25 protein-coding genes are annotated in these 23,625 nt (G+C 71.0%); 13 read left to right on the top strand and 12 right to left on the bottom strand.

What is annotated here, in order from left to right; translation table 11 throughout:
• Positions 1 to 25: 25 nt before the first annotated feature.
• Positions 26 to 955 carry a thioredoxin gene (gene trxA, locus DLJ49_RS00365; RefSeq protein ID WP_115391529.1) on the bottom strand — a complete coding sequence of 310 codons (930 nt, stop codon included), beginning with the start codon at positions 953 to 955 and terminating at the stop codon, positions 26 to 28.
• A 172-nt stretch (positions 956 to 1,127) separates the two neighbouring features.
• Positions 1,128 to 1,583 carry a DsrE family protein gene (locus DLJ49_RS00360; protein ID WP_158547354.1) on the bottom strand — a complete coding sequence of 152 codons (456 nt, stop codon included), beginning with the start codon at positions 1,581 to 1,583 and terminating at the stop codon, positions 1,128 to 1,130.
• Between the two features lie 200 nt (positions 1,584 to 1,783).
• Between DLJ49_RS00360 and DLJ49_RS00355 the strand changes: the two genes are divergently transcribed.
• Complete coding sequence (locus tag DLJ49_RS00355) at positions 1,784 to 2,119, top strand: c-type cytochrome (RefSeq protein ID WP_115391527.1); 336 nt, start codon at positions 1,784 to 1,786, stop codon at positions 2,117 to 2,119.
• A 147-nt stretch (positions 2,120 to 2,266) separates the two neighbouring features.
• Positions 2,267 to 3,547, top strand: a complete 1,281-nt coding sequence (locus DLJ49_RS00350; protein WP_233488569.1) for a PQQ-dependent sugar dehydrogenase — start codon at positions 2,267 to 2,269, stop codon at positions 3,545 to 3,547.
• Positions 3,548 to 3,605: 58 nt separating this feature from the next.
• Here DLJ49_RS00350 and DLJ49_RS00345 read toward each other — a convergent pair whose 3' ends face one another.
• Positions 3,606 to 4,388, bottom strand: coding sequence for an exodeoxyribonuclease III (locus tag DLJ49_RS00345; protein ID WP_115391526.1), 783 nt, complete (start codon positions 4,386 to 4,388; stop codon positions 3,606 to 3,608).
• Between the two features lie 252 nt (positions 4,389 to 4,640).
• A complete protein-coding gene (locus DLJ49_RS00340; RefSeq protein WP_115391525.1) occupies positions 4,641 to 5,405 on the bottom strand; it encodes a hypothetical protein in 765 nt (254 codons plus the stop codon).
• 150 nt (positions 5,406 to 5,555) lie between these two features.
• Here DLJ49_RS00340 and DLJ49_RS00335 point away from each other — a divergent pair, with 150 nt between their 5' ends.
• The 3 genes from DLJ49_RS00335 to DLJ49_RS00330 all read left to right on the top strand — a co-directional run bounded on the left by DLJ49_RS00335 (position 5,556) and on the right by DLJ49_RS00330 (position 8,099).
• The gene (locus tag DLJ49_RS00335) at positions 5,556 to 6,104 is read left to right on the top strand and encodes a hypothetical protein (RefSeq protein WP_115391524.1); all 549 of its coding nucleotides are present in this window, start codon (positions 5,556 to 5,558) and stop codon (positions 6,102 to 6,104) included.
• Positions 6,105 to 6,638: 534 nt separating this feature from the next.
• On the top strand, positions 6,639 to 7,010 hold the full coding sequence (locus DLJ49_RS21390; protein ID WP_147277244.1) for a hypothetical protein: 372 nt from the start codon (positions 6,639 to 6,641) through the stop codon (positions 7,008 to 7,010).
• 342 nt (positions 7,011 to 7,352) lie between these two features.
• Positions 7,353 to 8,099, top strand: coding sequence for a sulfite exporter TauE/SafE family protein (locus DLJ49_RS00330; protein ID WP_115391523.1), 747 nt, complete (start codon positions 7,353 to 7,355; stop codon positions 8,097 to 8,099).
• Between the two features lie 30 nt (positions 8,100 to 8,129).
• On the opposite strand, the gene DLJ49_RS00325 is transcribed toward DLJ49_RS00330, so the two are convergent.
• Complete coding sequence (locus tag DLJ49_RS00325; RefSeq protein ID WP_115391522.1) at positions 8,130 to 8,510, bottom strand: VOC family protein; 381 nt, start codon at positions 8,508 to 8,510, stop codon at positions 8,130 to 8,132.
• 110 nt (positions 8,511 to 8,620) lie between these two features.
• Here DLJ49_RS00325 and DLJ49_RS00320 point away from each other — a divergent pair, with 110 nt between their 5' ends.
• Positions 8,621 to 9,181 carry a nuclear transport factor 2 family protein gene (locus tag DLJ49_RS00320; RefSeq protein WP_115391521.1) on the top strand — a complete coding sequence of 187 codons (561 nt, stop codon included), beginning with the start codon at positions 8,621 to 8,623 and terminating at the stop codon, positions 9,179 to 9,181.
• Between the two features lie 60 nt (positions 9,182 to 9,241).
• Here the strand turns inward: DLJ49_RS00320 and DLJ49_RS00315 are convergent, their stop codons facing one another.
• Together DLJ49_RS00315 and DLJ49_RS00310 are read right to left on the bottom strand one after the other, a co-directional pair.
• Positions 9,242 to 10,147 (bottom strand): isocitrate lyase/PEP mutase family protein, encoded by a 906-nt coding sequence (locus tag DLJ49_RS00315; RefSeq protein ID WP_115391520.1) that lies wholly within the window; start codon positions 10,145 to 10,147, stop codon positions 9,242 to 9,244.
• The gene (locus tag DLJ49_RS00310; RefSeq protein ID WP_115391519.1) at positions 10,144 to 10,842 is read right to left on the bottom strand and encodes a GntR family transcriptional regulator; all 699 of its coding nucleotides are present in this window, start codon (positions 10,840 to 10,842) and stop codon (positions 10,144 to 10,146) included. The genes DLJ49_RS00315 and DLJ49_RS00310 overlap by 4 nt, the downstream gene beginning before the upstream one ends.
• Positions 10,843 to 10,976: 134 nt before the next feature.
• Between DLJ49_RS00310 and DLJ49_RS00305 the strand changes: the two genes are divergently transcribed.
• A complete protein-coding gene (locus DLJ49_RS00305) occupies positions 10,977 to 12,386 on the top strand; it encodes a dihydroorotase (protein WP_115391518.1) in 1,410 nt (469 codons plus the stop codon).
• Here the strand turns inward: DLJ49_RS00305 and DLJ49_RS00300 are convergent.
• Positions 12,367 to 13,827, bottom strand: a complete 1,461-nt coding sequence (locus DLJ49_RS00300) for a nitroreductase family protein (protein WP_158547353.1) — start codon at positions 13,825 to 13,827, stop codon at positions 12,367 to 12,369. The genes DLJ49_RS00305 and DLJ49_RS00300 overlap by 20 nt on opposite strands.
• Positions 13,828 to 14,070: 243 nt before the next feature.
• On the opposite strand from DLJ49_RS00300, the gene DLJ49_RS00290 reads away from it, so the two are divergent.
• From DLJ49_RS00290 to DLJ49_RS00280, 3 genes are read left to right on the top strand one after another with little or no spacing between them, the layout of a single operon-like run.
• Positions 14,071 to 15,090: a C4-dicarboxylate TRAP transporter substrate-binding protein gene (locus tag DLJ49_RS00290; RefSeq protein WP_158547352.1), complete on the top strand. Its 1,020-nt coding sequence runs from the start codon at positions 14,071 to 14,073 to the stop codon at positions 15,088 to 15,090.
• A gap of 51 nt (positions 15,091 to 15,141) precedes the next feature.
• A complete protein-coding gene (locus tag DLJ49_RS00285; protein ID WP_115391514.1) occupies positions 15,142 to 15,675 on the top strand; it encodes a TRAP transporter small permease subunit in 534 nt (177 codons plus the stop codon).
• 16 nt (positions 15,676 to 15,691) lie between these two features.
• Complete coding sequence (locus DLJ49_RS00280; protein WP_115391513.1) at positions 15,692 to 17,002, top strand: TRAP transporter large permease; 1,311 nt, start codon at positions 15,692 to 15,694, stop codon at positions 17,000 to 17,002.
• A gap of 2 nt (positions 17,003 to 17,004) precedes the next feature.
• On the opposite strand, the gene DLJ49_RS00275 is transcribed toward DLJ49_RS00280, so the two are convergent.
• From DLJ49_RS00275 to DLJ49_RS00260, 4 genes are read right to left on the bottom strand one after another with little or no spacing between them, the layout of a single operon-like run.
• Positions 17,005 to 18,393, bottom strand: a complete 1,389-nt coding sequence (locus DLJ49_RS00275) for an MmgE/PrpD family protein (protein WP_115391512.1) — start codon at positions 18,391 to 18,393, stop codon at positions 17,005 to 17,007.
• A gap of 11 nt (positions 18,394 to 18,404) precedes the next feature.
• Complete coding sequence (locus DLJ49_RS00270; RefSeq protein WP_115391511.1) at positions 18,405 to 19,766, bottom strand: FAD-dependent oxidoreductase; 1,362 nt, start codon at positions 19,764 to 19,766, stop codon at positions 18,405 to 18,407.
• Positions 19,763 to 21,154 carry an MmgE/PrpD family protein gene (locus tag DLJ49_RS00265; RefSeq protein WP_115391510.1) on the bottom strand — a complete coding sequence of 464 codons (1,392 nt, stop codon included), beginning with the start codon at positions 21,152 to 21,154 and terminating at the stop codon, positions 19,763 to 19,765. Before DLJ49_RS00265 ends, DLJ49_RS00270 begins: the two co-directional genes overlap by 4 nt.
• Positions 21,151 to 21,840 carry an isochorismatase family protein gene (locus tag DLJ49_RS00260; protein ID WP_115391509.1) on the bottom strand — a complete coding sequence of 230 codons (690 nt, stop codon included), beginning with the start codon at positions 21,838 to 21,840 and terminating at the stop codon, positions 21,151 to 21,153. The genes DLJ49_RS00265 and DLJ49_RS00260 overlap by 4 nt, the downstream gene beginning before the upstream one ends.
• Positions 21,841 to 21,931: 91 nt before the next feature.
• Between DLJ49_RS00260 and DLJ49_RS00255 the strand changes: the two genes are divergently transcribed.
• The 3 genes from DLJ49_RS00255 to DLJ49_RS00245 are packed head-to-tail and all read left to right on the top strand — an operon-like array spanning position 21,932 to position 23,582.
• A complete protein-coding gene (locus DLJ49_RS00255) occupies positions 21,932 to 22,819 on the top strand; it encodes a polysaccharide deacetylase family protein (protein ID WP_115391508.1) in 888 nt (295 codons plus the stop codon).
• A complete protein-coding gene (locus DLJ49_RS00250) occupies positions 22,816 to 23,202 on the top strand; it encodes a nuclear transport factor 2 family protein (RefSeq protein ID WP_158547351.1) in 387 nt (128 codons plus the stop codon). Before DLJ49_RS00255 ends, DLJ49_RS00250 begins: the two co-directional genes overlap by 4 nt.
• Complete coding sequence (locus DLJ49_RS00245) at positions 23,199 to 23,582, top strand: nuclear transport factor 2 family protein (protein WP_115391507.1); 384 nt, start codon at positions 23,199 to 23,201, stop codon at positions 23,580 to 23,582. Before DLJ49_RS00250 ends, DLJ49_RS00245 begins: the two co-directional genes overlap by 4 nt.
• Positions 23,583 to 23,625 lie beyond the last annotated feature (43 nt).

Raw genomic sequence — 23,625 nt, 5'->3', positions numbered from 1 at the left:
CTGCCCCGCCGTGCGGGGCAAACGCTCAGGCGAAGATCATCGACGACAGGCGCCGGCGGCCCCGGAGCACGATCGGATCCTGTGCGGGCAGCGCCTCGAAGATCTTGAAGAGCTGGCCCTTGGCCGCCTCTCCGTTCCACTCCCGGTCGCGGCGGAAGAGCTCGAGCAGCTCGTCGACCGCGGCCTCGGTCTCGCCGGCCGCGTGCAGCGCCGTGGCGAGGTCGAAGCGCGCCTGGTGGTCGTCGGGGTCGGCCTCGAGGCGCGCGCGCAACTCGTCGGCAGGGCCCGCCTTCTCGGCCTGCCGGGCGAGCTCGACCTGGGCGCGCACGGCCTCGAGCTCGGGCGCATCGAAGATTGCCTCGGGCGCGGTGGTCAGCAGCCCCTCGGCCTTGTCGATCTCGCCCATGGCGAGGTGGGCACGGGCGAGCCCGGCGAGCGCGGGGGCGTTGTTGGCATCTTCCCCGAGCACGGCGGCGAAGGTCTGCGCGGCGTCGACCACGGCGCCCTGCGCGAGCATCTCCTCGGCGGCGGCGACGGCCTCCTCCAGCCCGCCGCCCTGCTGCGCCCCCTCGCCGCCGGCGAGCTGCGTCAGCCGGTCGACGAAGGCCTTGATCTCCGACTGGGGCACCGCCCCCTGGAAACCGTCGACCGGTTGGCCCTGCCAGAAGGCATAGACGGTGGGGATCGACTGGATGCGCAGCTGCGCGGCGATCTGCTGGTTCCGGTCGACATCGACCTTCACCATCCTCACCGCGCCACCCGCGGCCTTGACCGCGTCTTCCAGCATCGGGCCGAGCGTGCGGCAGGGGCCACACCACGTCGCCCAGAAATCGACGATGACAGGCACCTGCATGGAGGCGTCCACGACATCGGCCATGAAGGTGGCTTCGGTGGTCTCCTTTATCAGGTCGCCGCCGCCGGCGGGGGCGGCCTTGCTCTGTCCCAGTTCGATCATGGTGCGGTCCCCGGCTGTCGGTGTCGCGTGCGTGAGCGTTCCTGCGTTAGATGGCGCATGGGGGGGGCGTTCGCAAGGCACCGCCGACCCGCGCGTCCTGTCCCTGCTCCCCGCCCGCGCGACCCGGGAAGACCGGAGCTGCGCGAGTGAGGATGGGCCGGCCCGGCGTCGCTCAGTAACTCAGCACGATCGTGTCCGGGGCCGTGAGCGCGGTGAAGGTCAGCTCCGGCCCCGAAATCTCGGCGCCCTCGATCAGTTCATCCTTCATCACCCCGCCCGCGACCATGCACATGCCGCAGACCAGCACGGAGTGTCCGTCGTCGATCAGGTCGCCGAGCATGTCCCGCGGCGAGCGCGCGGTGACGCTGAACCCGCCCTGCGCCGAGTTCGTCTCGGCCAGGTGCACGCCGCGCACGCTCAGGATCACCGTGACGTCGTGGCCGCGCTCCGAGGCGACGACCGCCTGCGTCAGCGCGGATCCGACAGTCCAGGCATCGTCGCTGGTGATGTGGAACACGAAGTGATGCGGCGTGTCCTCGGCCGTAGCCGGCGGTGCAGACACTGTCACCGCCGTTGCCAGCGCGAGCCCGAGTGCCGCGCTCCTGATCACCTTCATGAAGATCCCCATGCGCTCCTCCCGACCTGGGTTCCCGTTCGCCGCGCCTCTCCGGAGCGGGCACTGCCACGATGTTCGGTGCCCGCGGCGTTGGCAAGCGCCGTGCGAGCCCGGGCCTGCCGAAGGCGCGGAATTGACAACCCCCCCGCGCTGCCTACGGTGCCTCGGCGTCGGCCCATAACAAGAAACCATGAGGGGGGAGGATTTCGACCATGACCGACAGGCTCAGGATCATCGTCGCCGGGGTCGCGCTGGCGGTCTGCGCGGGCGCGACGGCCGCCACCGGCACGCAGGCGGCAGACCTCGCCGCTGGCGAGAAACGCTACAACGTCAACTGCGTGAACTGCCATGGCAAGGCAGGACAGGGCATGGCGAGTTTTCCGGCGCTGAAGGGCCGGGAGGCCGCCTATATTGCAGAGAAGCTTCAGACGTATCGCGCGCGCGAGATGGTCGGACCGAACTCCGCCATCATGATGTCGCTCTCCAGCGATCTGACGGACGAGGATATCGCCAACCTCGCCGCATACATCGCCGACCGGTTCCAGTAAGCCGGACCGGCCGGGGGGAGCCTGGCCGGCCTGCACCGGTGCTGACGCGACAGATTCTCCTTGCGCATGCCCCCGGCGCCGCTACCGTCCTTGATGCAGATCAAGCTGCGTCGAAAACGCGCACTGCAAATTGGGAGGACTATCCGAATGACGATGAAGACCAGCGGACGCACCGCGTCCTGCGTATTTGCCATGGGCGCGGCCGCGGTGATGCTCGGCACCACCGCCATGGCGAACACCAACGCCACCACGATGACCGCCGAGGTCATCCTGACCGGGCTGCAGAGCCCTTGGGACATGGCGCTGCTCGACGATGGCACGATGTTCTTCACCGAGAAGTGCCACGGCCTGTCGGTGCGGATGCCCACGGGCGAGGTGACCCCGCTTCTGGGCATGACCGGGACCGAGGGCTACCCCGAGACCGCGGACGACCTGTTCTGCGAGGGGCAGGCCGGCATGCAGGGCGTGGCCATCGACCCGAACTTCTCGGAAAACCGCCAGATCTACGTCTACTCGACCTCGAGCATGACCGCGCCCGGCACCAACCGCGTGCTGCGGATGACCGTCAACGAGGACTTCACCGGCGTCTCCGACCGCACCGATATCGTCGAGGACATCTCCTACAAGCCCGAGGCGAGCGACCAGCCCTTCGGCGGCCCCGGCGCGCATAACGGCGGGCGCATCCGCTTCGGCCCCGAGGGCTTCTTGTGGGTGACGACGGGCGACATCCACGGCGGGACGGTGCCGCAGAGCCCGACGGAGCTTGGCGGCAAGGTGCTGCGCATCGACACCGACGGCAACGCCCATCCCGACAATGCCGCGCCCGAGGGCTTCGACGACCGCATCTACACCTACGGGCACCGCAACGTGCAGGGCATCGCCTTCCACCCCGAGACGGGCGCGGCGATCACCGCCGAGCACGGGCCGTGGCATTCCGACGAGATCACGGTGCTGGAGAACGGCGGGAACGCCGGCTGGGATCCGGCGCCGAACACCGCCGGGCGCGGCGACTGCCCCTCAAATTACTGTGGCTACGAGCCCAACCAGTTCGAGGGCATGAACCGCTACGAGCGCGCGGCCTACATGCCGATGACGGACCTCGAGTCCTACCCCGACGCAATGGTGCCGATCTGGGATAACAACGGCTGGTCGCAGGGCACCTCCTCGGCAGCCTTTCTCGAAGGCTCCCAGTGGGGCGCCTGGGAAGGCGCACTCGTCGTGGGGATCATGGGCATCGGCTTCGGCGGCACGCCGATCGGCCAGCGCATCGACGTGATCGAGCTGAACGAGGACGCCAGCGCGGTCGTCGACGTCACCGAGATGACGCTGCCGATCCCGTCGGGCCGCTTCCGCTCGGTGGTCAGCGGCCCCGACGGCGCGCTCTACGTCGCCCAGGATGCCGGCACCATTCACAAGCTGATGCCGTAACGCGCCCTTGTCGGGACAGGTGGCGGCGGCGCTCGGAAGGGCGCCGCCGCCTGCCGTTTCAAAGATCGAAGCTCGCGAAGACGGGCGCGTGGTCCGACGGCTTCTCCCAGCCGCGGGCGTCGCGCAGGATGCGCGAGCCGTGTGCGGCGCCGGCGATGTCGGGCGAGGCCCACACATGATCGAGCCGCCGACCCTTGTCGGCCGCCGCCCAGTCGGGCGAGCGATAGGACCACCACGAATAGAGCTGTCCGTCGGGGATGTCGGCCCGGGTGACGTCGACCCAGCCGCCCGCCTCCTGCGCGCGGCCGAGATGGTCGACCTCGACCGGCGTGTGCGAGACGACCTTCAGGAGCTGCTTGTGCGACCAGACATCGTCTTCCCGCGGGGCGATGTTCAGGTCGCCCACGAGGATCGCCCGCGCCGGGCGGTCGCCGCGCGCCCAGTCAGCCATGTCGGAGACATAGTCGAGCTTCTGGCCGAACTTCGCGTTCTTCTCGCGGTCGGGCACGTCGCCGCCCGCCGGCACGTAGAAGTTGTGGATCACCACGCCCGACTCGAGCTCGGCGGCGACGTGGCGGGCATGGCCGAGGCCGGCGAAATCCAGGCTGCCCGCCTCGCGCAGCGGCAGCTTCGACAGGATCGCGACGCCATTATAGCCCTTTTCGCCGCGCGCGACCCGCCAGCCATAGCCGAGGTCGGCAAAGTCGGGCATCTTCTCGACCGGGCTCTTGCATTCCTGCAGGCAGAGGATGTCGGGCGCCTCCGCTTCCAGCAGGCGACGCACCAGCCCCTCGCGCAGGCGGACCGAGTTGATGTTCCAGGTGGCGAGGGTGAAAGGCATGTGCGGGCTCCGGGTGGCAGGGGGCGTGCCGAAGCGTTCAACCATTCGCCACCGGGCGGCGCAAGCTGCGCCGTGACCGGCCGCCCGCTCGCCACCCGTCAACCGTGACGCAGGCGGGAGGCGGCGGGGCGACCGGGATGCGCCGGGCCTGCCGCCACGCCAGGCCGGCGCGGCGCCTGCCCGGGCGGCACCGAGACGTGATCCCGCAACGGGCGCCGCATCGCGCGGGCGGGCGGCGTATGCCGGTGCGCCTCAGCCGCGCCGCGACCGCCGGCGCAGCGCGCCCAGGGCGGCAACACCGGTGACGAGCAGCACCGCCGGAGCCGGGCCCGGCACGACCGGCGGCGTCCCGGCGAGCTCGACATGCACCGCGAAGACATCGGCCGCCGCGAGGCTCGTCCCGGCACTGCTGTACGTGATCGCGGTATCCTCGGCCGAATACAGGAACGCGCGATCGCCCAGTCCGGCCCCGCTGCGGTCGTTCATCCAGGCGCAGGCATCGCTCGTGCCACCGTCGCGCACGACCATCCATCCCGCGTCGTTCGAGCAACCACCGTATTGCCGGTGGACGAACCAGTGACGATTCTCCACGTCATGGCCAGGAATCGAAAAGTATCTGAATGACTCGGCCGAGGCCAGGTCGGTCCAGCTCGACGCCGCGACGTTGCCGGGCGCGAAGAAATCGGTCTTGGAGGTGCCGCTGGCGTCGAACTCGATGAACGCGACCTCGGACCCGGCGGAATACATCGACACCCGCACCGACAGCACGTCGCCCCACGACGCGTCGACGAACGGATCCTTGTAGTCGACCCCGTTATTGGCCAGCGACGTCGCGCCGGCGACACCCACGTTGAAGCCGCCCGTGCCGGTCCAGTCGAGGTAGGGGTCGATCCGCCCCGCCGAGCCCGTTGCGGGGGCGAGATCGCTCACCTTCATGGCGAGAAGGTCGTAGGTGGCCGCCTGCACGGGCGGGGCCAGCAAGGCCGCCAGCCCGGCGGCCGCGGCGATCGTGCGCACTCCTTACATTGCCTGTCGTCCCTCGCTGTCGTCTTCGGGCAGACGTTAACCAGCACATCCGGCAGAGAGACTTGATGCAGATCAGTCAGCCCCGGGAACAGGGCGCTGCGTGCCGGATTGCCCTCCTGCCGACTGCGCAAAGGAGGATGGATGACACGCGCGCTCACGCTCACCCTGCCCGGCGCTCTTCTCGCCGCCGCCCTGCCCGCCGCGGCTCTCGCGCAGGCCGGCGCCGGAGCAGGCACCGTCACGGGAACGCTCGACCTCGACGACGCCCGCTGGATCGTGGCCGGCGCCGATGGCGACCCGTCCAGCACGTGGCGCGAGGAAGACGGGAGATGGGACATCCGCCTCGTCGCCACGCCCGAGGCCGGCGGGGTGTCCGGCCCAGGCACCCTGACCATCGAGTTCACCGCCGAGGCCGGCGCAACCGAAGCCGACGTGACCGAGGCGCGCGTCACGATGGAGGCCGGCAGCCGCGACTACATCGCCGAGGACGAGAACGTCGACCTGTCGCTCACGGCGGTCGAGGCCGAGGGATCCGACATGGTGATCGCCGGCAGCTTTCAGGCAACGATGACGCCGGGGGGCGCCACCGGCCTCGTGATCGAGACGCAGGCCGGCCGGGTGGTCGACGGCAATTTCCAGGCGACGGTGCCGGCCGCGTCGGGCGGCAGCGGCGGCGACGAGGCAGACTGACGGGGGCCGGGTGACGCCACGCTGCCAACGGCAAAAGGGCCTTTGCACGCGGAGGGTGGGCTTGCCGGCACGCCGCGTCGCCATTGCACGCCGGAATTCCGATTGCCGCCGTCTCATGTCGATCCGCGGCATGGGCGCGATTGCCGCGCCATCGGTCGTCGCCCCCATCGAGGGCCCGGCCGAATTCGGAACTTCATGCTCTGTCGGGACACCGTCGGGGCCTGAGCGGCCCTTTCGATCCAATTGGCGCCACGCAATTATTACGTTATAGCGTATTGTCAAGCTGAAGGGTGCTCGCCGGGCAGCACGAGCACTTTCGACATGGCCGGAAGGGAGAGGGGCATAGCGAAAGCTGCGGATGATACGCCGATGCTGGCGGTGGGCGACACGCCTGATGCACCCCGCCCCCTTGCCCGCCGGGCCACCCGGCACGATCGGCCGTCCCGCACGAAACGGGGTCGTCTCCTTCCATCGGTCGTCTCGGCCCTGTTCTGCGCCCTTGCACCCCTCGCTGCGAGGGGCGCGACGCTCGACATGATGAGCATCGACCGAAGCTTCGGAGTGACCCTCTCGACCGCTTCCGGGAGCAGAGCGCCCGTGTTTCAGGTAATAGACGACGCAAGCGGTCGTCATCCGCTGATCACCATCCGGGCCGAAGGGGAGGATGGACGTACCGCTCTGGGCGGTGCGGAGCCTTGGCCGATTGCCGGGCCGGGTGGAAGGACGCTCTTCCCTGTCTTTCTTTACCGGACGTCCGACGACAACCCCACATGGGCCGGTCCAAATTCGTGGGGGAACGTGTTGATCAACGTGAATGAACAGCAGTTCACCTTCGGGCGCGTTCTCGCCGGCCATGGAAACGACGAGATGCACATCCTTTTCAGAATGTTACAAGATAGCAACTGATCAGCCAAAAGCCGCCAACCGCCGCTTGCGCACGAGTCGCGGGCGGCGCGGAACGTCCGGAGCGGTCCGGCGGCTCAGGAAGACGGGCGCAGCCGACCCAGGGATCGGCCCGTTCGGAGCCGGCGAGGCGGTCGATGCGCGACGGCCGATCCCCCCAGAGACCGGCGGATGGCGAAGCGCCCCTCGGCTATACACCGGCCGGGGCGGCTGCTAGTCGGAGCCGGGTCTGCGCCGTGGCCGGCGCATTCGCCCCATCCCCGCCCGGAAGGAGCGCATGGACCGCCCACACGCCCCGCTGCCAGTGCCGCTGCCCGTGCCGCACCGCCGAAGGCCCCGTCGCCGATGAGCGCCGAGATCCTCGTGTTCCTCGCCGCGGGCCTGCTCGGCGGCGCGGTCAATGCCGCCGCGGGGGGCGCGAAGCTCTTCGTCTTTCCTCTGCTGCTGGCATCGGGTCTGCCGCCGATCGCGGCGAACGTCACTCAGGGTGTCGCGCTGTGGCCCGCGCAGCTGCCGGCTGTCTGGGTCTACCGGCGCGAGTTGCGCCGTGACCTGAGGGCGCTCGGGCGGCAGATGCTCCCCGCGATGGCGGGCGCGCTCGCCGGGGCGCTTGTCATGGTCAATTCCTCCGACGAGGCGTTCCTGCGGGTGGTTCCGGTGCTGCTCGGGCTAAGTGTGGTCGCCATCGCGCTCGGCCCCCGCGCGGCCGACCTGATGCGCCGCGCCTTCCCGGGCGGGCGGTTGGGTGTCGCCACGGGCGTCCTGCTGGGGGCGATCGGCTTCTATGGCGGGTTCTTCGGCGCCGGCATGGGCTTCATGCTGCTCGCGGTGCTGGCGGCGTCGGCCGGCAGCGGCATCGGACAGGTGAACGGGGCGAAGAATCTCTTCGCGGTCGCCATCCAGTCCGTCGCCGTGGTGCCGATGATGCTTTCGGGGCTGGTCGACTGGGTCGCGGCCGGCTTCGTGCTGGCGGGCGGCATCGCCGGCGGCTGGGTCGGCGCGACGCTGGTGCGCCGGCTGCCCGAGCGCGTGGTCCGCTGGGGCGTGGCGGCGCTGGGGCTCGTGCTGACCGTCTCGTTCCTTCTGTCCTGAAGCGTCCTCCGCGCCGGAAGAAGGGACGTGTCAGCCCTCTGCCGGCCCCTTCAGCTCGATCGTGTTGCCGTCGGGATCGTCGAAATAGAGCGACGGCCCCACCCCCTCGGCCCCGAAGCGCGGCCGCACCTCGCCGGGCACGATCCCGTGAGCGGCGAGATGGGCCGCCAGCCGTTCAGGTTCCCACGGGTCGATCCGCAGCGCGACGTGATCGACGTTGCGCCCCTCGATGCCCGCGGGCCGGGCAACGAGGTCGATCATGCCGTCGCCCGCCCGCAGGTGGACGATGCCGGCCGCTTCGTTGACGCGCACGACGGTGCAGCCCAGCACCTCCTCGTAGAAGCGCGTCGATCGCGCCTGGTCGGCAACATAGAGCACGACGTGGTCGATCCGGCGGATGGCAAAACTCATGGCGGCCCTCCCTCTCGCAAGCCTAGCGCAGGGGCCGGCGCCATGGCGAGGCCCTTGCGCACGACCGCCAGTCGCCCCAACGTGGCGCCGCACGACGGGGAGAGATGCCGATGCCCATTGTCAGGGTCACGCTCATCGAGGGCTACGACGACGCCACGATCCGCACGCTTTCGGGCCGGTTGACCGACGCGGTGCGGGCGACCATCGCCGCCCCACCCGCCGGCATCACCGTGGTGACGGAAAACGTGCGCCCGGCCTGCTACATGCGCGGCGGCGAGAGCAGGACACCCGGCCCCCCCGCACCCTCGGCGGTGGACGTGGTGAAGGACTTCCTCGCGCGGCTCGAGGCGCGCGACCTTGCCGGCGCCACGGCGCTGACCGCCGACGGCTTCGAGATGGTGTTCCCCTCGGGCAAGCGGATGCGCGACCTGGAGACGCTGGTGGAGTGGAGCCGCACGCGCTACGCGCATGTCCGCAAGCAGTTCGACGGGTTCGACGAGGCGTTCTCGGGCGACCGCGCCGTCGTGTGGTGCCGCGGCACGCTCGAGGGCGCGTGGACCGACGGCACCCCCTTCGAGGGCATCCGGTTCTGCGACCGGTTCGAGCTTTCGGGCGGGCGGATCGTGTTCCAGGAGGTGTGGAACGACCTTGCGGAGTGGCGCCCGCGCTGAGCCCTGCGCGCGCCGCCATTCGGTTGCACCCGGGGGCCGCCCTGCCCCGCTTCGACCCGCTCAGCCGTCGCGGTAGCGCGCCTCGCGTGCATCCCAGGTGGCCTTGTCGACCATCGCCTGCCGCTCGTCGAAGCCGGCGAGACGGTCGATCACGCGCGACACGTCGCCATCCGCCTTCAGCGTGCCGAGCACCTCGGCCATGGCCCGCATGGCCGCCTGCAGCGCCGCGTTGGCGTAGAGCGCCACGCCGAATCCCATATCGGCGAGGTCTGCCTGTGGCAGAAGCGGCGTGCGCCCGCCCACCACCATGTTGGCCACCTGCGGCACCGGCAGCGCCGCCGCCCGCGCCAGCTCCTGCCGGCTCGCCGGCGCCTCGACGAAGGTCATGTCGGCGCCCGCCTCGACGAAGGCGGCCGCCCGCTCCAGCGCCGCCTCGAAGCCCTCGACGGCGGCCGCGTCGGTGCGGGCGATGACCATCAGCCCGGAATCCTCGCGGGCGTCGAGCGCGGCGCGCAGCTTGGCCAGCGCGTCCGGCAGCGGGATCACCGCCTTGCCGTCGAAATGCCCGCAGCGCTTGGGAAAGACCTGGTCTTCCAGTTGCACGGCGGCGGCGCCGGCCCGCTCCATCGCGCGCATCGTGCGGTGCAGGTTGAGCGCGTTGCCGAAGCCGGTGTCGATGTCGACCACCAGCGGCAGCGCGCAGACATCCGAGATCGCGGCGACCGTTCCGGCCAGCTCGGTCAGGGTGACGAGGCCGAGATCGGGCGCACCGAGCAGGGTGTTGGCCACCCCCGCCCCCGTGACGTAGCAGGCCGAAAAGCCCGCCTGCTCGATGGCGCGCGCCGTCAGCGCGTTGGCCGCGCCAGGCAGCAGCACCGCCTGCCGCGCCTCGACCATCGCGCGCAGCGCCTGCCGCTTGCCCGCTGCGGTGCCGTCGGTCGGCCCGGGCCAGACCCCCTCGCTCATGCGCTCTCCGCCTCCACCGGTCCGGGGCCGCGCCCCTCCTCGAGAGCCTGTCTCGCAGCCCGGACATGGGCGCGCATCGCCTCCTCCGCGCGATCGGGGTGACGGGCGGAGAGCGCCTCGAGGATCGCGCGGTGTTCCGCGAGCGCCTCGGCCGGCCGGCCGGGCCGCATCGACAACCGGTGCCGGTAGAGGCGCAGGAGCGGGTAGAGTTCCGACCCGAGCTGCACCGCCAGCCGCCGGTTGCCGCTGGCCCGCAGGATCAGCTGGTGAAAGTCGCGGTCGCCCGTCCCCTGGAAGTAGCCCCGCCCCGACACGATCGGCTCGGCCTGTGCATGCGCCTCGAGCAGAGCGGCCAGGCGGGCGAGGTCCGGCTCGGCCATCCGCTCGGCAGCGAGGCGGCAGGCCATCCCCTCCAGCGCCTCGCGCACCACCATCAGGTCGATCAGGTCGGGCGTGTCGAGCGCCACGACCCGCGCGCCCTGGTTCGACACCCGCTCGACGAGGCCGCGCCCCTCGAGCTGGCCGATCGCCTCGCGCAGCGGCCCCCGCGAGATGCCGAAGCGGCGGGCAAGGCCGCTCTCGCTGAGGCGCTCGCCGGGGGGCAGGTCACCTTCCATGATCGCGCGCTCCAGCCGTTCGTAGGCGAGGGTCGCGAGGTTCTGCGCCACGAGCGGCGCGGCGAAATCGTCGCTCATCGGCGGGTCTCCCGTGCGATTTCCGGTGCGCCCCCCTGTGCGGTCCGGGCGCCGCCCTGTGCGGTCCGGGCGCCTTGCGCCCGGCGCGCGGACAGGGTCAAGGTGCGCGCGCATCCGGCAGGGAGGGACGAGGCATGGGGCAGGCGGATCTGGTTTTGCGCGGCGGCACGGTGCATCTGCCCGACGGCGCGCTGGTCGAGGCCGACGTGCTGGTGGCGGGCGGACGCATCGCCGGCATCGTGGCGCCAGGCGCCGGCGAGGCGGCCGAAAGCGTCGACGTGGGCGGGCTGACGGTGCTGCCCGGCGCGGTCGACGCCCACCTGCATCTCGGCCACGGCATGAGCATCGCGCGCCCGAAGGTGCCCGACGATGCGAAGACGGAGACGGGCGCGGCGGCCACGGGCGGCGTCAGCTGCTTCATCCCCTTCGTGATGAGCGCCGATCCCTATTTGCCCGTCTTCGACGAGCTTGTCGGCATCACCGAGGCCGGCGCGCGCATCGACTTCTCGTGGCATTTCGTGATCGCCACCGACGCGCAGATGGCAGAGCTGCCCACGCTCGTCGCGCACGGCGCCCCGACGGCGAAGCTGTTCATGAACATCCGCGGCGACGAAGGCGCGCGGCTCGGCCTTCCCGGCATCGACGACGGCTTCATGTTCCGCCTGCTCGAGACGCTGGCTGCCACGGGCGGGATGCTCTGCCCCCACCCCGAGAACATCGAGGTGGCGTGGGTGCTGCGCGACCGGGTGCGCGCGGCCGACCCCGAGGGGGAGGGGGGGCTGGCGACGTGGAACGCCACGCGCCCGCCGCATGTCGAGGCCGACGCGCTCGCCCGCGCCTGCCGCGCCGCCCGCGTCACCGGTGCGCCGCTCCATGCCGTGCATACGTCGTCCGCCGAGGCGCTGCGCGCCGCGCTCGCCGAGCGAGCGCAGGGCTCCGACGTCTCCATCGAGACGTGCCTGCACTACCTCACCCATGACGAGACCTCCGATGTGGGCGCCGTCGGCAAGGTCAACCCGCCGCTGCGCGCGCCGGAAGACCGCGAGGCGCTGTGGGCGGCTCTCGCCGCGGGGCAGATCGACACGGTGGGCACCGATCACATTCACCGCCCGATCGCCTCGAAAGACGGCGGGATCTGGAAGGCGCAGCCCGGCTTTCCCGGCCTCGACGCCTTCCTGCCCGTCTATCTCACCGAGGGGCACCACCGCCGCGGGCTGCCGCTGTCGCGCCTGATCCCGCTCGTCACCGCCAATCCCGCGCGCCGCATGGGCCTGTCGCAAAAGGGCGCGCTGCGGGTCGGAATGGATGCCGACATCGCCGTGGTCGACCTTCACGCCGACTGGACGGTCACCAGGGAAAACCTCGCCACCGACGCGGGCTTCTCGATCTGGGAGGGGCAGCGCATGGGCGTGCGCGTGGTGCACACGCTCAGCCGCGGCCGGTTCGCCCTGCGCGACGGCGCGCTGACCGACGACAGCGTCGGCCAGGGCCGCTTCGTGGCGCGGCACCTGGAGGGGGCGCCGCTCAGTCACGCCGCGCCCTGACGGCCCAGAGCCGCCCCTTCAGCAGGTCATCGCCGGTCACCGGCGCCGCGTCGCCTACCGCCTCGCGGCCAATCCCCAGCTCCGCCTCGATGGCGAAGCGCTCGGCCACCCAGCTGCGCACGGTCGCGGCCGGCAGCGGCGTGAAGGGCCCCTGGTTGGGCACCTGCGCGCGGCTCTCCACCTCGCGCCAGTGGGCGCCGTAGGCCGAGTCGGCGTTGCGCAAGCTTGCCACCAGCCAGCCGCCGGGCTTGAGCACGCGCGCCGCCTCGCCAAGCAGCCGGCGCGGATCGGGGGCATGCTCCAGCACCTGCGGCAGCACGACGAGATCGGACACGCCGTCCTCCATCGGCAAGCGCCCGTCGGCCATCACCGCAAAGCGCGCGGTATCCCCCAGCCCCTCCTGCCGCAGCCGCTCGCGGATGAAGGTGACGTTGTGCTCCGACAGCTCTGCCACCGTCAGCCGGACGCCGGGCAGCCGGCGGACCAGCTCGGCCGTGGTTGTGCCGCCCCAGGGCATCACCTCGATCGCCTTGGCCCCCGGCGCGAGATCGGGCAGCAGTCCATGCTCGCGCGCCAGCGCGTCGCCCTGCCGGCGCGAGACGTAGACGCCCGCCAGCGGCGACTTGGCCCAGACGGAATAGCCGCGGAAATCGGCCACCTGCGCCCATGTCCAGCGCGCGGGGTTCCACTCCGCGTACGGGTTGTCGTCGTTGCGGATGGCGAAGAACGGGTAAGCGTCGGCCGGTTTCGCCGGATAGACCGCATGGGCCGGCCGGTCGAACCGTTCCCACGACATCACCTCGGCGGGCGGGCGGCGGGGCGCCTTCATCGGCGGAGCGTCGGGCAGCGGCTTGCCGATGGCCAGCGCGCCCTGCACCTCGAACGTCTGCGGCAGGCCCAGCATATCGCGAAGCGCGGCGTGATCGCCGATTCCGGCGTTCCAGATGCAACGCCAGCCGCGCAGATGCGCCGAGAGCATCATGTGGTAGCAGGCCCCTGCGACCGACTGCACGATCGAGAAGTTGCCGTGCGTCCACCCTTTCTGGAAGCACAGATAGACCAGTGCCGCGCAGTCCGAGAAATGCGGGTTGCCCCCCGCGACCTCGCGCGCCCTGTCCTTGCGCGCCTGATCCGTCACGAGCACGAAATGCCAGTTCTGATGGTTGCACGAGGAGGGCGCCTGCAACCCGTCCGTCACGATCGCCTCGAGCTCGTCCGGCGTGATAGGACTGCCGTCGAACGCCCGGCACGAGGCGCGCGCGGCCAGCCGGGCGAGCATGGCCGCCGCCCCGGGAGCGGCCCCGGGCGGCTCGGACACCGGCGTCGCGGACACCGGGGTGTGGGGCGCGGGCGTGTCGGGCGCGGGCGTGTCGGGCACGGGCGTGTCGGGCACGGGCGTGTCGGGCACGGGCGGTGCATCCTGTCGGGCGGCGCGGGCCATCGCACTCCTTCCGCCGCGGGATGCGGCAATTGACATTAGTTTCGCCTGCTGAATAACTGTCAACAGTTGACCGGTCCGGCAAGGGAAGAACGCCTCACCCGCGCGCTTGCGCCGCGTTGACGAGGCGCTACCGTGATCGGCGACGGCCCGGGGCGACGTGCCGCCGGGCGGGCCCGACGCGGCCGTCACGACCAAAGAGACCGGCGCACCGCGAAAATGGTGCGCGATAACAGGGAGTCGATCATGTTCCACCGCTTCAGCAGCCTGGCGGCAAGCGCCGCGGCGCTCGCCCTCGTGGCGACGGCCGCCTCCGCGCAGACGACGCTCCGCTGGGGGCACTACCTCGCCGATTCGGAGTATCTTCAGGTCGAGAAGGATTTCGCAGCCGCCGTCGCCGAGCGCACCGACGGCCGCGTGAACATCGAGATCACCTATTCGGGCGGCCTCGGCGCGGGCAACGAGATCCTGACGCTCGCGGGCCGCGGCGCCATCGACATGGCCTCGGTCGTGCCGGGCTACTACGCCGACCAACTGCTGTTCTGGCGCGCCTACCAGATCCCCTTCGTGTTCGACACCCCGCGCCAGGCGATGGAGATCTCGGCCCAGGCCTACGAGGATCTGCCCTACTTCCAGGAGGAGCTCGACAAGTTCAACGTCGAGTTCCTGTTCCACCAGCCGCTCGGCGCATACTACCTCACCGGCCCCGACGAGAACTGCGACAGCGTCGCCGCGCTCGAGGGCAAGAAGCTGCGCTCGTTCGGCGCCGACATCCCCAAGGCGCACGAGGCGATCGGCGCGGTGCCGGTCTCGGTCGGGGTGGGCGACGTCTACGAGGCCCTGCAGCGCGGCTCGCTCGACTACTCGTTCCTCAACCGCGGCAACATCCTGGCCAACCGCCTCTACGAGCCCGGCCCCTATTCCTGCGGCCCGGTCATGGCCATCGCCGGCCACCTGATCGTCATCAACAAGGACGTTCTGGCCGACCTCTCGGACGAGGACCGCGCCGTCGTGCTCGAAGAGGCCGCCAAGGCCAACGAGGCCTATATCGGCGCCATCGACGCCATCGAGGAAGAGGCCGGCGAACAGATCGTCGCCGCCGGCGGCACCATCAAGCCCTTCCCCGACGCGGAACTGGCCAAGTGGAAGGAAACGGCCCCCGACCTGCTCCAGAACTGGGTCGAGGACATGGAAGGCCGCGGCCTGGCCGAGGAAGCGAACGAAACCGCCGACTACTGGCGCTCGAAGATCGCCGGCGAGAGCTGATCCTCGCCACGCGGCGGGCCTCCGGGCCCGCCGCCCGCATTCAGGGGCAAGATGCACCTCATCCAGAAGATCGTGGAACGACTGGCCCTCGCCGTGCTGATGATCGGCGGGCTTGGGATGTTGTTCTCCATGTTCCTCGGCGTGGCCGACGTGGTGGGCACCAACCTGCTGCTGGTGCCCGTGCCGGGGCCGCGCGAACTGACCGAGAGCACGATGGTGCTGATCGTGTTCGGCGCACTGGCCTATGCCCAGATCCGCCGGGCGCACATCCGGGTCGAGATCGTCTACCTTCGCATGTCGCCCCGCGTGCGCGCGGCGATGGACGTGCTGACCGATCTCTGCGCCATCGTCTTCTTCGGGCTGATCCTCTGGCAGGGATGGGGCGAGGCGCTCTACTCCTACCAGATCGGCGAGGCGACGGTGGGTCTGATCCGCTTCCCGCTCTGGCCCGCACGCTTCGTGCTCTGCGCGGGCTGCGCCCTGATGATCCTGCAACTCGTGCTGCACCTGATCGTCGATCTGGGCCGCATCCGCACCGGCGCACCGCTGGAGACGGACGTGGTCGACCTGTCCGGCTCCCAGTAACCTTCCGGAGACCCCGATGCTCGATCCTGCCACCACCGGCCTGATCGTCGCCGCCATGCTCGTCTTCATGCTGGTCTGCGGCGTGAACATCGGGGTGGGGCTGGGCCTGTCGGGCTTCACCGGCATCCTGCTTTCGATCAACGACCGGGCCGCGCTGGCGCAGGTCGCCACGGTCCCGTTCTCGACGACGAACTCTTTCACCCTCGCGGTGATCCCGCTGTTCATCCTGATGGGGGCGCTCGCCACGCAAGCGGGGCTGACAACAGACCTCTACAGGGCCGCCTACAACTGGATGGGCAAGGTGCGCGGGGGGCTCGCCATGGCGACCACGCTCGCCTCGGCGGCGTTCGGCGCGGCCTGCGGCTCGACCATCGTCAACGCCGCGGTCTTCACCAAGATGGCGATGCCCGAGATGACGAAGTTCGGCTACGACAAGCGGCTCTCGGCGGGCTGCATCGCGGCCTCGGGCACGCTGGCCTCGCTGATCCCGCCCTCTATCCTGATGATCGTCTATGCCGTCATCACCGAGCAGTCGGTGGCACGGCTTCTGGTGGCGGGGCTCTTGCCGGGGCTGCTGTCGGCGGGCGTCTACCTGCTGGGCATCTACCTGATCGCCGTGCGCTATCCCCACCTCGCCCCCGTGCCCGATGTCACCATCACCCGGCGCGAGAAGTGGGAATCGCTCAAGGGCGTGTGGGGCATCACGTTCCTCTTCGTGCTGGTGATCGGCGGCATCTACCTCGGCTTCTTCGTGCCGACCTATGCCGGCGCCATCGGGGCCTTCGGCGCCTTCCTGATCGTGCTGGCCAAGCGGCGGCTCAACCGCGCCACCCTGATCGAGACGTTCAAGGACGCCGGCATCACCACCTCGACGATCTTCATCATCGTCATCGGCGGGATCATCTTCGCCCGCTTCCTCACCTATACGGGCCTCGTCGGCGACATCTCGGAGTGGATGCTGGCGCTCGGCTGGCCGCCCATCGCCTACCTGGCCGGCTTCGCCGTGCTCTACCTGATCCTCGGCATGCTGATCGATCCGATCGCGATCATGGTGATGACGTTGCCGATCATGTTCCCGATCATGACGAGCGTCGGCTACGACCCGATCTGGCTGGGCGTCATCGCCATCAAGCTGGCCGAGATCAGCCTCATCACGCCGCCCGTGGGCCTCAACGTCTATGTCGTGCGTTCGGCCTCGCCGGTGCCCATGTCGCTCGAGCAGGTCTTCGCCGGCGTCACGCCGTTCCTGCTGATGGACGTGGTGACGCTGGGGCTGCTGATCGCCTTCCCCTCGATCGTGCTGTTCCTGCCCTCGCTGATGGGCTGAGATCAGCCGAGGGCCGCCGTCAGCTCCGACAGGTCGGGCGCCTCGGCCAGCCCGAGCAGCGCGGCCTCGAGCCGGTCGACAGAGGGGGGCGGAAGACGGCGCGCGGCGTTCGCGCGGAACTTGGCACGGATCGCCTCGTCCGGGACAGGCCGGCCCGGACCGCCGAGCACCGACGCTACCTCGGCCACATGCCGGCCCGAGACCGTCTCGACCTCGATCCGCGCGGCAAAGCGGTCGGGGAAGCCGTGGCCGGCCATCGCGACCCACTCCATCCGCCGCGCCAGCGCGGTCACCTCGGCGCGCGGGGCCGCTTCGAAGCTCTCGACCGTCACCGCCCCGTCGGTCAGCAGCACGGCAAGACACCAGGGCAACCCCCACTTGCCGTCATATCCCGTGGCGGGCGCCTGCCGCCGCGCCCACGGCTCGCAGATCAGCGGCACCATCGGCGGAGGAACGTGGACGGTGAGGGAAAGGATGTCGGGTGCAGCGAGGCCCTCTCTCACAAGCCCGCCGAGCGCCTCGAGAAAGGGGTGAATGTAATGGCAGCAGGGCCAGAGCTTGAACGCCGCGTCGGGCAGATGCCACCTGTCACCCAAGTCCGACAGCTCGGTGCCGAGCCCGTCCTCGATACCGGCAAAGGCGGCCATCACGCCGAAGCGGCCCTCGAGTATGTCGGCCGGCCCGGTCATCCCCACCTCGGCCAGCCGCGCCGCCGTCAGCCCCGTCCGCGCCGCCCAGCCTGGGTTCAGCGCCTTTACGGTGGCGCCGTCCGACAGGAAGGCGAGGGTGCCCGATGCCTCGCTGCCCGCGATGCCGAGCGCCGACACGATGCGCACCGGGTCGAGCCCGCGCAGGAAGGCCGATGCCGCCGCCGCGCCCACCGCGCCGCCCACCGTCGTCGCCTGGAACCCGCGGGCCTGGAACGCCCCGGGCGCCGCTCGCCCGATCCGCACCGCCACCTCCCACGCGAGCACGCTGGCAAGCAGCGCCTCCCGGCCCGTCGCGCCCGCCTCGGCCCCTGCGGCAAGCGCCGCAGGCGCGGCCACGGCGCTGCCGTGCACGACCGAGCCGGTATGCGTGTCGTCGTATTCGAGAGCGTGGATCAGCGCACCGTTGAGCATCGCCGCCGAGCCCGGCGATGCCGTGCCCCCCGAGAGCAGAGGCACCGCCCCCGGCTCTGCCGCCCCCGCCCAGCCCGCGCAATGCGGCGCGGCCGAGGCGGCGAGGCCCACGCCCACGGCGTCGAGCAAATGAAGCGTCGCGGCGTGCAGCACCGGCTCGGGCACGCCCGCCCCGCGCAGCCCGACGGCGAAGGCCGCAATCCGCTCGGCCGCCGTTCCCTCGGGTGCCGCCTTCGGGGCGTCGGCCTGTGCCGCCTGGTCCTCCGCCATGCGAGCCTCCGCTATGCCGGTTGTACCGCTGCCGACGCAGCGGCGAGGCCCGCCCGCCGGCCGAGCACCAGCGCCGTCACCAGCCCGTTGCCCGAGGCGTAGCCCGACGCGCCCTCGCGCCCGCTGATCCCTGCCGCCGCGCCTCCACCGGCGTAGAGGCCCGGCACCACGCCGCCGCCGCGCCGCCGCACCCGCGCGTCGCGGTCGACCAGCAGCCCCCCCTGCGTGTGGAACAAGCCCGGCTGCACCTTCACGGCTCCATAGGGCGGCACGAGGGGCGCCAGCCCGAAGTCGCGCCGCCCGAAACGGTCGGGCGATGCGCCCGCCGCAGCGCGGTTGTAGTCGGTGACGGACGGCGCAAGGCAAGCCGCGCACAGTCCCGTTGCCTCGGCCAGCCCTTCGAGCGTGTCGGCCCAGGTCACCGCGCCCATCGCGGCCATCTCGGCGTATTCCTCCTCGGCCTCGGCGATGGCGTGGATGCGCGCGTCGTAGATCGCCCAGGCGACCTCTCCCTGCGCCATGACCGCGGGGGCGAAGCCCGAATAGCCGCGCGACTCGTCGCCGAAGCGCTGGCCATCGCGGGCGACCAGGATGCCGCCCTTCTCGATCGTCGTCCAGGACAGGAGCTGCCCCTGCGGAACGGCCACCGCGGCATAGCCCTGGTAAGCGCCCATGTTGGCCAGCTGCGCGCCGAGCTCCTCGCCCCAGAGCACCGCCTCGCCGGTGGAGCCCGGGGCCCCATAGTAGGTGGCCGGCGCGATCTCGGGACAGAAGCGCGCAACCAGCCCCCGGTCGGCGGCGAAGCCGTTGGTGGCGAGCAGGACGGCCCGCGCGCGGATCTCCTCGCCCGCCACCACCGCGCCCGTCACAGCGCCGCCCTCCGCGATCAGGCGCTCGGCCGCCTGCCCCAGTGCCAGCGGGATCTCGCGCTCGGCCACGAAGCGCAGCAGGTCGTCGACCAGATCCTGCCCGCGGCGGGATTTCGGCGCGTGCAGCCGCTCCACCGAGTGGCCGATATGCTTGTAGGCCGAGATGAACTCCATCCGCGCGCCGAGGTCGTCGATCAGCCACTCGCAAAGGGCCGCGCTCTCCTCGGCGATCAGGCGCGTGAGATCCTCCGCCTCGTGGGGGCCGGCCGTGCGCATCAGGTCGGCCACCATGCGCTCGGGGCTGTCCGCGACCCCGCCGGCCTTCTGGTACTTCGACCCGGCGCCGGGGATCGAGCCGGTGGAGAGGGACGAGTTGCCCCCCGGCCGGTCGCGCTTTTCCACGATCGCGACGGTGGCGCCCGCGTCGTGCGCCGCGATCGCCGCGGCGAGGCCGCAGGCCCCCGCGCCGATCACCAGCAGGTCGAGCTCGGCCTCGGCGCTCACGCCGTCATCGCCGCCGCGGCGCGGTCCCAGCTTTCGGCCAGCACCGCATCGTCGAGCGCCAGCAGCGCGTCGAGCGCGGCGGGCATCGCCGGGTAGGGTGCGGCCACGATCGCCTGCGCCTTGGCGCGGATCTCGTCCGGCGTGAACGGCAGGTCGGGGCCGCCGCGCGCCGACAGCACCTCTTCCGAGACGGTCGAGCCGTCGTCGAGCTCCCACGTCACGCGGGTCGGGCGGTCGTTGGGCCACTCTGGCACCGGCTCCCACGCGGCGATCTGCACCTTGTGGCGCAGCTCGGCCACGCGCGGATGCGAGAGCGACGCCGCCGAGAACGCCTCCGCCCCGCCCGAGCCATGCACCGCCGCCGTCGCCGCGATGTGCTGGATCGAGAACTTGGCGCCGATGGTCGTGGGCGGGTCGGGGTTGTCCATCACCCGCGCCTTGTAGTGGGTGTCGAGCCGGATCGACCGGATGCGTTCCTGCGGGGTCTGCTCCAGTAGCTTGAGCGTCGCCTCGATGGTCGCGTGGCCATACTGGCAGCAGGCAAAGACCTTGTGATAGCCGTCCGAGATCGCCCATTCCTCGCCGAGCCCGCCGTCGAGCTGCGACGCATCGGGCGTGGCGCCGAAGGCGTCGGCGTAGACGTCGTGCAGCGCGGTCGGCAGGCCGGCAATGCCGATGCCGGCCCAGTCGACCGCCCGCAGCCCGGTCTGCGCCGCCACGCCCGGCCAGACGTTGCGCACCAGCGAGCCCTCGATCGGGTGGGTGTAAGGGCCGGGCAGCACCATGGTCGCGGCCGACGAGATCGCGGCCACCGCGTGATCCGCCGGCACGCGGCGCAGGAAGGCCACCGCCGCCGCCGCGCCCACCGCCGCGAGCGAGCCATGCGGGTGCAGCACGAGGTTGGGAAAGATGAAGCAGCGCGCCACCCGAGCCGCCACCTCGTACCCCAGCACCAGCGCGCGCAGCATGTCGCGCGTGGCGTGCCCCTCGGCCTCGCCCTCGGCGAGCAGCGCCGGCAGGCAGTAGAGGCCGGCATGGCAGATCACTCGCCGGTAGCCTTCGTCGAGTTCGGCCCAGTCGCCCGCGCAGCCATTGGCCAGGGCCGCCGAGTAGCGGTCGAGCCGCATCCCCCGCCCGTTGAACACCGTCGCCTCCGCCGGGCCGGCGGCTCGGGCCAGGCCGTCGTGCAGCGCGACCACCTCGGGCTCGTCCCGCGCGGCGACCATCGCCGCGAGATCGTCGGCCATGACCAGGGCGGCCCGCGTGCGCACCGCCTCGGGCAGGTCGTCCCACCCGGTCGCCGCCAGGTGCGCCACCAGCCGGCTTAGCGCCGCGCCCACCGCTGCCGCCGCGTCCGGCGCCGCGCTCGTCGTCTCGCGCATGTTCATGCCGTGGTCTCCACTCGTCCGATGACATCCATGACCGCGTCGGTCGGCATCACGTCGGCATATTTGCCGTTCATGTCCCACAGGTTGACCGCGTGCGAGGTAGGCGCGCGGTCGTACACCGCATCCTCGGGCACGACGACGTGAAAGTTGTATGCGAAGGCGTCGGTCACCGAGGCGCGCACGCAGCCCGACGTGGTGCAGCCCGTCACAACGAGCGTGTCGGCGCGCAGGTCGATCAGGTGGCTGACCAGCGGCGTGCCGAAAAAGGCCGAGGGGTGCTTCTTGGGGAGCAGCACGTCGCCCGGTTGCGGCGCGACCTCTGCCACGAAGTCGTAGCCCTTGGCGTCGATCCCCATGATCGAGGGAATCTTCTCGGCCAGCCGCCCCGCATCGGTCGCCACGTTCTTGGGGGCGACATGGGGGTAGAGCACCGGGAACCCCTTCTCGCGGAACAGCGCGAGCAGCTCTGCGATCCGCGCCACGGCCGCCCAGCCGACGTCGCCGCAGGATGTGGGGTATTCCTCGATCGCCTCCCAGTAGGGGCGCGGCTCGGTGCCGACCGTCCGGTATTGCACGTCGATGATCAGCAGGGCGGGCCGCGTCCCGATGGCGCCCGCGCCGCCGAAGCCCGCCCGTTCGTAGCGCCGCTCCTCCTCGTCGGTGACGATGCCGCCCCAGACAGCCATGATGCGCCTCCGCGGAAAACTGTCGACAGTTGACGGCTGCGCCCGGTCGTTGTCAAGGTCGCGCCCAGCGTTGACCGACGGGAGGGAGCGCATGGAGATCGCCCGGCACGATCGCTACGACTACGTGCCCCTGTCCGACCGGGCAGACTACACGTGGCCGGGCGGCAGGCGGCTGGCCGTCTGCCTTTGCAACAACGTCGAATGGTTCAGCTTCATGACCGGGCTCGGCAGCGACCATACCGTGCCCGGCGCCGCCCAGACCACGCGCAACTACGCCTGGCGCGACTATGGCAACCGCGTGGGCATGTGGTATCTCTTCGACCTGCTCGACGATCTGGGCCTGCCCTGCTCGCACAACCTCAATGCCGAGGCGATCCGCAACGCGCCGCAGATCGTGGAACGGATCAGGGCGCGCGGCGACGAGCCCATCGGCCACGGCCGCACCAATTCCGAGCGGCAGGACGTGATGGGCGAGGACGAGGAACGCGCGCTCATCGCAGAGACGACAGAGGCGATCGCGAGCGCCTTCGGCACGCCGCCCCGGGGCTGGCTCGGCCCCTACATCGTGCAGTCGCCCGTCACGCTCGACCTGCTGAAGGAGGCGGGCTACGCCTACCACCTCGACTGGCCGGCCGACGACCAGCCGTTCCGGATGCGCACGCGCTCCGGGCCTATCCTGTCGGTGCCCTATTCCATCGAGGTCAACGACTCGCCCGCCCTCGTCTTTCGCCACGAGACGGCGCGCGATTTCGAGGCGATGATGATCGACCAGTTCGACGAGATGCTGGCCCAATCGGCGCGCCGCCCGCTGGTCTATACCGCCGTGCTGCACCCCTTCGTCATCGGCCAGCCTTTCCGCCTGCGGGCGCTGCGGCGGGCGCTGACGCATATCCTCGCGCACCGCGACGATATCTGGCTGGCGACGCCGGGGCAGGTGGCCGAGCATGTGGCGGGCCTTCCCGAGGGGGTGGTGCCGTGACCCGCGCAGAGCAGATCGCGCTGGTCGAGCGTTATTTCGCCGCCGTCGACGGCGAGGACGAAGCGGCCCTGCTCGCCACGCTGACGGAGGACTGCGCGTTCACCGTCGAGACCCACGGTGTGCGGCTGCAGCGCCACGCGCAGATCGCCGCCATGTTCCGCCGTCTGTGGGCCGAGCATGCGGCGGTTCGCCACCATCGCTTCACCCACGTCCCCGAACCTGGGGGCGGGCGCATCGCCTCGCGCTTTTCGGTCGAGAACACCGAGCGCGACGGCGCGCTCACCCGGAAATCCAACTGCAATTTCTTCGAGATCGCGGGCGAGCGCTTCTCGGCGGTGGCCGTCTACATGGCGGGGCCGAACACGCTGAAAGGCGAGACATGACCGACGCCGAGGCGATCGCCCTCGCCGAGGCGTGGTTCGCCGCGCTCGACGCGTTCGACGCGCAGGCGCTGGCCGATGTGCTGACCGACGACTGCGTGCTGACGATCGAGACGCACGGCACCCGCACCGAGGGCCGCGCCGCCATCGCGGAGCTGTTCGCCGCGCGATGGGCTGGCGACGGGCCTCGGGCGCAGCACCATGCCTTCATCCACACGCCCGCGCCAGCGCACGGCCGGATCGCGAGCCAGTTCAGGGTGACCTACACGCAGGGCGGCGAGGTCGTGGACGAGAAATCGAACGCCAACGTCTTCACCCTGCGCGATGCCCGGATCGCCGCGGTGCAGGTCTACATGGCCGGCGCGAACAGCATCGGCACCTGAGGCGCGGCGGTGCCGCCGGGCGGAAGGCGCTTGCAAGCGCCTT

This window comes from Rhodovulum sp. 12E13, from assembly GCF_003340565.1.
Classification (GTDB): domain Bacteria; phylum Pseudomonadota; class Alphaproteobacteria; order Rhodobacterales; family Rhodobacteraceae; genus HLUCCA09.
This window is presented reverse-complemented; position numbering and strand designations above follow the sequence as displayed.